Here is a 9,046-nt window from a genome sequence, read left to right on the forward strand (position 1 = left end):
CATCACTTGTTCACGGCTGAGCAGCGTGGTGCCAAAGTGCATCAACTCGGCAACGGTCCGGCCATCGCGAGCCCCTTCCATTAACGCGGCGGCGATGTAGGCCATAGCCTCCGGGTAGTTGAGCTTCACGCCCCGAGCGAGGCGCCGTTCAGCCACCAGGCCTGCGGTAAAAATCAGCAGCTTGTCTTTTTCGCGGGGAGTCAGGTCCATGTTTGGTTCCGTGTCATATCAATTGAGGAGCGCAATCCCTGTGGGAGCAAATTCATTCACGAATGTCGCGACGCGGTACATCAGGTGCTCCAGATTCTAGGCGCAATAGCTTCACGTCCCAACAACTCAGGACGTAACAGCTTCCATAATTCAATCAGCCAAGCGCGTGCGTGCAGGGCTTCGTCGGCCAGGCAGCGGGCGACCAACAGGCCGGGTAATTGGCTCAGGTCGCCGCGAACCGGCATATTGTCAGCCAAGTTACGGCACGCTTCCAATAACTCGCTGCTGGCTTCACCGGTCACCAATAACGTGGCAAATACCGGTTTGCCACCCAAGCCAATGGGCGAATCGAGCAAGCCGTCATTGCCGACAATCCGTTGCCGTTCATGCCACAACAACCGGCCATCGCGACGGATCTCGACCTTCGATTGAAAATGCCCGAGATCAAAACGCTCGCCACTCGCGGGGCGGCCCAAGGCAACCACGTCCCAGTAAAGGGCGCGTGCATCGCTTTGCAGATCGATGTGAGTAGTGAGTTCGGCCTGAGCGGCGCTGAAGACGATGGTCTCTTGTGGCAGCCATTCCAGCGTGCCGCCGGCTTCGACGCTCAGCTCCAGTTTTTGATACGCCGGGCCGGCCGCGCGATACCACTTGGCAGCGCCGGGGCTGGTCAGTTGCGCCCAGGCGTCGGCACCGACATTCACCGAGATATCCAGACGGTCACCGCCAGCGATCCCGCCCGGTGGATGCACGATGATGTGTTGGCACACCTCAGGGCCTTCGGCATACAGATGCTTTTGCACCCGCAGCGGACCTTGATGGCGGCGCAGGGTCGGGCGTGTGCTGTCACCGAAACGGCCATAGCCCAGCTCCAGCTCGGCATGCCAGCTGGGGGTAAACAGCGCGGTGTGGGCAGGAAGGTTCATGGTTGGGTCATTGATTGAAGAGTTCGCACCTTAGCGGATTGCCGCATCAAATTGTAACCAGCCCACGAACCCCTTGAGCTTCCATGTCTTCACCTCGGCCTTGCTGAACGATCTCGCCACGGGACATCACCAGGTAGTGATCCGCCAGTTCAGCAGCGAAATCGTAGAACTGCTCGACCAACAGAATCGCCATGTCGCCTTGTGCGGCAAGTTTTTTGATCACTGCGCCGATCTCTTTGATCACTGAAGGTTGGATGCCTTCGGTGGGCTCATCCAGAATCAGCAGGCGAGGGCGGCTGGCCAGCGCACGGCCGATGGCCAGTTGCTGCTGCTGACCACCCGACAAGTCGCCGCCGCGGCGTTGCTTCATTTGCAGTAACACCGGGAACAATTCGTAGATAAACGCCGGGACTTCCTTGGCCTCGGAGCCAGGGAAGCGGGACAGGCCCATAAGCAGATTTTCTTCCACGGTCAGGCGGCCGAAAATTTCACGGCCCTGAGGCACGTAAGCGATTCCGGCGTGCACGCGTTGGTGCGGTTTGAACCCGGTAATGGTTTTTCCTTCCCACTGCACCGCGCCTTCTTTGGACGGCAGCAGGCCCATCAAGACTTTGAGTAACGTGGTTTTGCCCACGCCGTTACGGCCCAGCAGGCACGTCACTTCGCCGATTTTTACCTCGAAGGACAAACCGCGAAGAATGTGGCTACCGCCGTAATACTGATGGAGCTTGTCGACTTGCAGCATGGTTTGCCTCTCGTTTATCGACGTCGTCTGAGCCGGCCTCTTCGCAGGCAAGCCTGCTCCCACAGTTGAGCGCATTTCCCTGTGGGAGCAGGCTTGCCTGCGAAGGGTTCGCCTCGGTCTAGCGCCCTAAATACACTTCGATGACTCGTTCATCCGCCTGTACAGCTTCCAGCGAGCCTTCGGCCAGTACGCTGCCTTGGTGCAGAACGGTCACGTGGTCGGCAATCGAGCCGACGAAGCCCATGTCGTGTTCAACCACCATCAACGAGTGTTTGCCCGCCAGGCTTTTGAACAGCTCGGCGGTGAATTCGGTTTCGGCGTCGGTCATGCCGGCCACTGGTTCGTCGAGCAACAGCAGTTGCGGGTCTTGAACCAGCAGCATGCCGATTTCCAGAAACTGCTTTTGCCCGTGGGACAGCAGTCCGGCGGGGCGGTGCATCGAATGGGTCAGGCGAATGGTTTCCAGCACCTGCAAAATACTGTCCTGCTGCTCTCCGGTCAGCCGTGCACGCAAGCTGGCCCACACGGATTTGTCGGTTTTTTGCGCCAGTTCCAAATTCTCGAACACGCTCAAGGCTTCGAACACGGTCGGCTTTTGGAATTTGCGACCGATCCCTGCTTGAGCGATTTGCACTTCGCTCATCAGAGTCAGGTCCAGGGTTTCGCCAAACCAGGCTTTGCCGTGACTGGGGCGGGTCTTGCCGGTGATCACGTCCATCAGCGTGGTTTTGCCCGCACCGTTAGGACCAATGATGCAGCGCAACTCGCCCACGCCGATGTACAGGTTCAGATTGTTCAGGGCTTTGAAACCATCGAAACTGACGCTGATGTCTTCCAACGTCAGAATCGTACCGTGACGGGTATTCAGCCCTTTACCGACCATCTGCCCGAAGCCAATGGCATCACGGCTGGTGCCTGCGTCAGAGTTTGGGGCCAGGATCGGTTCGAGCATGAACGCAGGAGTCGGAGTGGTTTTCATTGCTCCCCCTTCTTTTTCAGCAGGCCGATCACGCCTTTGGGCAGGTACAAGGTCACGATGATAAACAGCGCACCGAGGAAGAACAGCCAGTATTCGGGGAACGCCACGGTGAACCAGCTCTTCATGCCGTTGACCACGCCAGCTCCCAGCAATGGACCAATCAAGGTGCCGCGGCCACCCAGCGCAACCCACACCGCCGCTTCAATGGAGTTGGTCGGCGACATTTCGCTGGGATTGATGATGCCAACCAGCGGCACATATAACGACCCAGCCAAGCCACACATGACTGCACTTAATACCCAGACGAACAGCTTGAACCCGCGTGGGTCGTAGCCGCAGAACATCAGGCGGTTTTCAGCATCACGCAGGGCGGTTAATACCCGTCCGAACTTGCTCAGCGCCAGGCGCCAGCCGACGAACAAACAGCCGAGCAGCAGGGCCACGGTGAGCAGAAACAATGTTGCCCGAGTGCCTTGGGAGGTAATGCTGAAGCCGAGAATGCTGCGGAAGTTAGTGAAGCCGTTGTTGCCGCCAAAACCGGTTTCGTTGCGAAAGAACAACAGCATCCCGGCAAACGTCAGGGCTTGGGTCATGATCGAGAAGTACACGCCTTTGATCCGCGAACGGAAGGCAAAAAATCCAAAGACCAATGCCAACAAGCCCGGCGCCAACACCACCAGGCACATGGCCCAGAGGAAGTGATTGGTTCCGGTCCAGTACCACGGCAACTCGGTCCACGACAGAAAAGTCATGAACGCAGGCAACTCATCGCCTGAGGTTTCACGCATCAGGTACATGCCCATGGCGTACCCGCCCAGGGCGAAAAACAAGCCGTGGCCCAACGACAGCAACCCGGCGTAGCCCCAGACCAGATCCAGCGCCAATGCGACGATGGCATAGCAAAGAATTTTGCCCACCAGCGTCAGGGTATAGGCCGAGACCTGCAGGCTGTTTTCCGCGGGCAGCAACGACAGCAGCGCCAGGGCGATCAGCAGTAGGAGGATCACCGCGCCAATGGCGAGGGTGATTGTTGAGCCGGCTTTACGCGCGGCGGTGACCAAAAGAGGCTGGTTCATCAGTCAATCACCCGCCCTTTGAGTGCGAAGAGTCCTTGCGGACGTTTCTGGATAAACAGAATGATCAGCGCCAGGATGAGGATCTTGCCGAGTACGGCGCCGATCTGTGGTTCGAGAATTTTGTTGGCGATGCCCAGCCCGAAAGCGGCCATCACGCTGCCCGCCAATTGACCGACGCCGCCGAGTACGACCACCAGGAACGAGTCGATGATGTAACTCTGGCCGAGGTCAGGGCCGACGTTGCCGATCTGACTCAGGGCAACACCGCCCAATCCGGCGATGCCCGAGCCCAGCCCGAACGCCATCATGTCGATCCGCCCCGTCGGAACGCCGCAGCAGGCGGCCATGTTGCGGTTCTGGGTGACCGCCCGTACGTTCAGGCCCAGACGGGTTTTGTTCAGCAGCAGCCACGTCAGCACCACCACCGAAAGAGCGAAGACGATGATCACGATGCGGTTATACGGCAGCACTAGGTTGGGCAGCACTTGAATGCCACCGGACAACCACTCTGGGTTGGCCACTTCAACGTTCTGCGCGCCGAACACCAGGCGCACCAATTGAATCAGCATCAAGCTGATGCCCCAGGTCGCGAGCAGGGTTTCCAGGGGGCGGCCATACAAATGGCGAATCACCGTGCGCTCCAGCAGCATGCCGATCAACGCAGTAACAAAGAACGCTACCGGCAGTGCAATCAATGGATAGAACTCAATGGCCGAGGGCGCGTAACGCTGAAACATCAATTGCACGACATACGTGGAGTAGGCACCCAACATCAGCATTTCGCCGTGGGCCATGTTGATCACGCCCAACAGGCCAAAGGTGATCGCCAAGCCCAGGGCCGCCAACAATAAGATCGAGCCCAGGGATAGACCGCTAAAGGCCTGGCCTAGTATTTCCCCTACCATCAATTTACGTTTGACCTGCGCCAGGCTGGTTTCGGCGGCGGTGCGCACCCCGGCATCGGTTTCGACGGTGGGATCAAGCAGGGTTTCCAGGCGGGTACGGGCCAGCGGGTCGCCGGTTTCGCCCAGTAAACGAACGGCCGCCAGTCTCACGCTCGGGTTGGTATCGACCAATTGCAGATTGGCCAATACCAAGGTCAGCGCGGTGCGCACATCGGCATTGGTTTCGGCGGTGAGTTGGTGGTTGAGGAACTCAAGCTGCGCCGGTTTGGCGTTTTTTTGTAGCTGTTGCGCGGCGCCCAGACGCAGCTTGGCGTCGGCAGCGAGCAATTGATGACTGGCCAATGCGGTATCAATCAAGCCCCGCAGGCGGTTGTTCAGGTGCAGTACTTGGGGTTGTCCGTCGAGTGTAAGTTGACCTTGTTCCAGCTCGTTGATCAGCTGGACGCGCGCAGGGTCAGGCTGTGCGGCCCAGGCTTCCAGCAGTTTGGCTTGTTCCACGGGGCTTGCGGCAACAAAGTCACCGGCATCGCTGGCGTGGGCTGTAAATGGCAACAACAGCACCAGGGCGAAAATGAGGCGGTACAGGGTGTTAAACATATCGGTGTCTCACAGTCTTGAGCGGACTCTGTAGGAGCCAACTTGTTGGCGAGATGGCTGATGCGGTGTGTCAGGCACGCCGCCTCGCCAACAAGTGGGCTCCTACAGGGAGAGGGTTAACCGATCAGTTGCTTTTCACTGCATAGTCCGGCTTCTTGTCGTTGCCAGGAATGAACGGGCTCCAAGGCTGAGCGCGGATCGGCTCCTTGGTCTGCCATACAACGCTGAACTGACCGTCTGCCTGGATTTCGCCGATCATCACTGGCTTGTGCAGGTGATGGTTGGTCTTGTCCATGGTCAGGACGAAGCCCGATGGCGCGTTGAAAGTTTGCCCCGCCATGGCTTCGCGAACCTTGTCGACGTCAACCGACTTGGCTTTCTCCGCCGCTTGAGCCCACATGTGAATACCGACGTAAGTCGCTTCCATTGGGTCGTTGGTTACCGCTTTGTCAGCACCCGGCAAGTTGTGCTTCTTGGCGTAGGCCTTCCAGTCCGCAACGAACTTAGTGTTGACCGGGTTCTTCACAGATTCGAAGTAGTTCCAGGCCGCCAGGTTACCCACCAACGGCTTGGTGTCGATGCCGCGCAGTTCTTCTTCGCCGACCGAGAACGCTACAACCGGTACGTCGGTAGCTTTCAGGCCTTGGTTGGCGAGTTCTTTGTAGAAAGGCACGTTGGAGTCGCCGTTGACTGTAGAAATCACAGCCGTCTTGCCACCCGCAGAGAATTTTTTGATGTTCGACACGATGGTCTGGTAATCGCTGTGCCCGAACGGGGTGTAAACCTCTTCGATGTCCTTGTCAGCAACACCTTTGGACTTGAGGAACGAGCGCAGGATTTTGTTGGTGGTGCGTGGGTAAACGTAGTCAGTACCCAGCAGGAAGAAACGCTTGGCGCTGCCGCCTTCTTCGCTCATCAGGTATTCGACTGCAGGAATAGCCTGCTGGTTAGGCGCTGCGCCGGTGTAGAACACGTTCGGCGACATTTCTTCGCCTTCGTACTGCACTGGGTAGAACAGCAAGCCGTTGAGTTCTTCGAATACCGGCAATACCGATGTGCGCGACACCGAGGTCCAGCAACCGAACACTACGGCTACTTTGTCCTGGGTCAACAGCTGACGGCCTTTTTCAGCGAACAGCGGCCAGTTGGAGGCAGGGTCGACAACCACCGCTTCGAGCATCTTGCCGTTAACGCCGCCCTTGGCGTTGATTTCATCGATGGTCATCAACGCCATGTCTTTCAGGGACGTCTCCGAAATCGCCATGGTCCCGGACAATGAATGCAGAATCCCGACCTTAATGGTCTCGGCGGCCTGGATTGTCCAGCTCATGCCCATCGCGGCAATCGAGGCAGACAGTGTGAAAGCTTTGATCAGACTGCGACGCTTCATTTGGCTATCTCCATTCTTGGAATTTTCAGAGGGCGAGCTCGGTAGGTAAAACCGTATGTCTGAAATACCTTTAGCAAAGGCTGGGCCAACGCGTGAAAGGTCGCGAAATGGTACGAGTATGTCGTCGTCAATCAGCGTGGCGCACCTAAATAGCCCCTAAATAACCGGGCAGTGCATAGCCCTGCGCCCGCATGGTGCGCAGGACAATTGCCTAGGGAAACGCCGCCTGCCGGCCCGTATAGGTGTCGATGTAGAACTGAGGGATCTGTTCGGGTGCAGAGAAGTAGGCGTAATTAACGTTGTCCACGGTTTTGAACGCCATCAGTTGGAGCGGTGTTTCGGGCGCGATGCCTACATGGTCCCCCAGGAAGCTGGTGAACATGTTTTTCTTCGGTATTGAAGGGTCAAAAATCATGAAAATGGCGCGGTCATCCGAGCTGGCACTTTGGATGATGTAATCGTCATCACTCCAGCGTGAAGCATTCAGCGGGCTAATCGACGCAGACTGAATGCCTTTGTCGGCGAATATTATTCCTGGCTCGCCTTGCAAACGCTCAAGGCCGTTAGCCGATACATAGGCGGCGCGGAATGCCTGCCCCCGGTATTCATCCAGTTGATAAAACTCTTGCACAAAAGCGGTCGCGTCACTACTGACAATATTGGTTCTCAACGCATTATTAATCGCCGCAGAGCCGCCCTCGCAATAGGCCTCCACTTCAGGAAACAAGTGAGTATTGGCGTTTGCCAAAGAAAGGTAATCGGCTTCAAAGCGCAGACGTTGCAGTGGCGTTAGATGTTGGACAGCCGTAGGCCATTCGGCGATCAGTCGATCCAGGTGTTGGCTTGCCTTTAAATAGGTTTGTGCGCTGATACCGCTGGCTTGGTAAGGCGCTTTCAGCCACTGCCCCTCATTGCTTCGTAACGCGAACTCGTCAAGCTCCGTCAACATGCTTGAGTCTTGCGCAAGCCTGCGGTACAGCTTTTTATGGCCAAACAGATTGGCGTAAGGTCGGACGTAAAACGCTTGATTGTCGATCTCGATGCGCTGGAATTTCAGTGCGTCGAATAGAACGCTTCCCTCTCCTGTGCCGGATAACCCTGGCGTTGGATGTTGGCGCAGGATGCCAATATGTGGCTCACCGTCTGCCCCTATACGACGCGCAATAGGTTGGCGTAGGCCGCGAATCCGACTGCTCGGCAACAGTGGTCTGGATGCCAGAGCCAACTTGCCGATTCCTGCGGTGACCAGATAGTCGAGAGCAAACAAAAACTCTCGGGCAGCGCCCTCGAAATCGTCTTCTTCAATGGCCCTGAAACCGTTCCAGGCTTTATACAGGCCAAGTCCGAGTGCAATTGGAATAGACGCTGGCGGTGGTAAAAATAGCAGGGCGATGCTGGCGGTCATATGCATCGCCGTGTAGTTTTGCTGGATCTCGACTTCACGAGCGCTGAGCAAATTAGCGGTGGCATCGGTCCGCAGGTGAGCGATTTTCAGGTCGTGATTTTCGGTAAGAAAATCTCGGGTTTGTTCAACGAAACTTATGGCCTCCCACAGTAGGTCGGGTATCGGAACCGGCGATGGTAAATATTTGAAGAACTCCGGGAAACGGTAACTTTTTAACCGTTGATCCAACTGCAAGCTTCTTAGCGCCCGCGGCCTATTGGCAATCGGGAGTTGAAGCATCAGGTAATGGGAAAAATCCGGCTTATCCAAAAAATCGCTCTTCGCACTGGCCATGTTTGCGAACCACCGAAAAACGATGCCGTCAGGCGCGTTTAATGTACACAGCACCATGCCCTGTTCACTGCTGTCCTGCGGCGCGATTTTCAGCACGTTGGAGAGCGTTGCCTTGTTGATAGCCAAGAACGTCACCAGAATCTTTTGGCCCTTTACCTGCCTGTCAGCCGATGCCCCTGGCGCATCGATCACCGACTTTATCCACTCCAGGCAGTGTTGTGGAAGGTCCTGAGCCGTGGCGCTGAGCAGACCCAAGCGCATCTGCATCCTGCTGAGACGTGTCGCCAACATCAGCAGTGATTTCGCGTAGATCGAATTTTCGAGTCGCTCTACCATGAACGTATTGACGGTGACGGGGTTGCTCAACCGTTCACTCAGGTCCGCGATAAATGTTTTATCCAGGCTCTTGAGTGCCTCACCGTTCTTGCCGGTGACAGTGATGCTATGGGCAGACTCAAGCTTTAGCGTGCTGGGCTTTTC

General features: G+C 56.8%; 8 protein-coding genes. All 8 read right to left on the bottom strand.

Annotated features, from left to right (window positions below):
• Positions 1-210, bottom strand: a 210-nt coding sequence (ureA, locus tag M0974_RS08450; RefSeq protein ID WP_297835266.1) for an urease subunit gamma, incomplete at its 3' end; no start/stop codon positions are given.
• A gap of 80 nt (positions 211-290) precedes the next feature.
• Positions 291-1,136: an urease accessory protein UreD gene (locus M0974_RS08455; protein ID WP_297835269.1), complete on the bottom strand. Its 846-nt coding sequence runs from the start codon at positions 1,134-1,136 to the stop codon at positions 291-293.
• A gap of 46 nt (positions 1,137-1,182) precedes the next feature.
• A complete protein-coding gene (gene urtE / locus M0974_RS08460) occupies positions 1,183-1,881 on the bottom strand; it encodes an urea ABC transporter ATP-binding subunit UrtE (RefSeq protein WP_297835272.1) in 699 nt (232 codons plus the stop codon).
• Between the two features lie 118 nt (positions 1,882-1,999).
• The gene (urtD, locus tag M0974_RS08465; RefSeq protein WP_297835275.1) at positions 2,000-2,860 is read right to left on the bottom strand and encodes an urea ABC transporter ATP-binding protein UrtD; all 861 of its coding nucleotides are present in this window, start codon (positions 2,858-2,860) and stop codon (positions 2,000-2,002) included.
• A complete protein-coding gene (urtC, locus tag M0974_RS08470) occupies positions 2,857-3,936 on the bottom strand; it encodes an urea ABC transporter permease subunit UrtC (protein WP_297835277.1) in 1,080 nt (359 codons plus the stop codon). Before urtC ends, urtD begins: the two co-directional genes overlap by 4 nt.
• Entirely contained in the window at positions 3,936-5,438 is a 1,503-nt protein-coding gene (urtB, locus tag M0974_RS08475; RefSeq protein WP_297835279.1) for an urea ABC transporter permease subunit UrtB, read from the bottom strand. The genes urtC and urtB overlap by 1 nt, the downstream gene beginning before the upstream one ends.
• A gap of 124 nt (positions 5,439-5,562) precedes the next feature.
• Entirely contained in the window at positions 5,563-6,828 is a 1,266-nt protein-coding gene (gene urtA, locus M0974_RS08480; protein WP_297835282.1) for an urea ABC transporter substrate-binding protein, read from the bottom strand.
• A gap of 211 nt (positions 6,829-7,039) precedes the next feature.
• A partial coding sequence (locus tag M0974_RS08485; protein WP_367278977.1) for a DUF6543 domain-containing protein occupies positions 7,040-9,046 on the bottom strand: 2,007 nt, incomplete at its 5' end.

This window comes from Pseudomonas sp. (genome assembly GCF_026224925.1).
In the GTDB taxonomy this organism is placed as follows: domain Bacteria; phylum Pseudomonadota; class Gammaproteobacteria; order Pseudomonadales; family Pseudomonadaceae; genus Aquipseudomonas.